Source organism: Caulobacter sp. CCH9-E1 (genome assembly GCF_001556515.1).
Classification (GTDB): domain Bacteria; phylum Pseudomonadota; class Alphaproteobacteria; order Caulobacterales; family Caulobacteraceae; genus Caulobacter.
This window is the reverse complement of record NZ_LSJA01000167.1, coordinates 1-484: the sequence shown is the minus strand read 5'-3', so window position 1 is coordinate 484 and position 484 is coordinate 1. Positions and strand designations below refer to the sequence as shown.

Sequence of the window (484 nt, the reverse complement as noted above, 5' to 3'; positions counted from 1 at the left end):
CCAGCACCCGCTCGTTTCGGAAGCGCAGGACGAGATAGCCAAAAAGCGCCAAAGTTTCGGTGCGGCGGTCATCATAATCCTCGCGCCCCTCATGGGCGGGGCCGTCCAGTTCCACGATCACCCTCGCGGACTCGCAGACGAAGTCCGCGAAGTATCGGTCGATCGGGTGCTGGCGCAGGAAGCGGAAGCCGCCCAGGCGGCGATTACGGACGAGAGCCCACAGCGTCTTCTCGGCCTGGGTCTGATCTCTGCGAAGGCGACGGGCGGTGGCGATCCGATCCATGGCCGGAGCCTGAGCCGGTTCAAGGTCGCGCTCAATGAAAGGAATCCTGGTTTTCCGGTGGGGCGGTGAAACCTCTCACCCTCCCACCGCTTCGCGGCGGGTCCCTCCCTCTCTCAAAGAGAGAGGGTTTTGCGGCGCGTCCGAGCAGGGTCGAGGCTGTGTGAAAACGCGACGGATCAGCTAGACTCCTGACGAGCAGTC

The 484-nt window shown here is 63.8% G+C and carries 1 protein-coding gene; it reads right to left on the bottom strand.

Annotated features, from left to right (window positions below; all coding sequences use genetic code 11):
• The coding region (locus AX690_RS10525) for a DUF559 domain-containing protein (RefSeq protein ID WP_066730363.1) at nt 1-283 on the bottom strand (283 nt) is incomplete at its 3' end.
• Between the last annotated feature and the right edge of the window lie 201 nt (nt 284-484).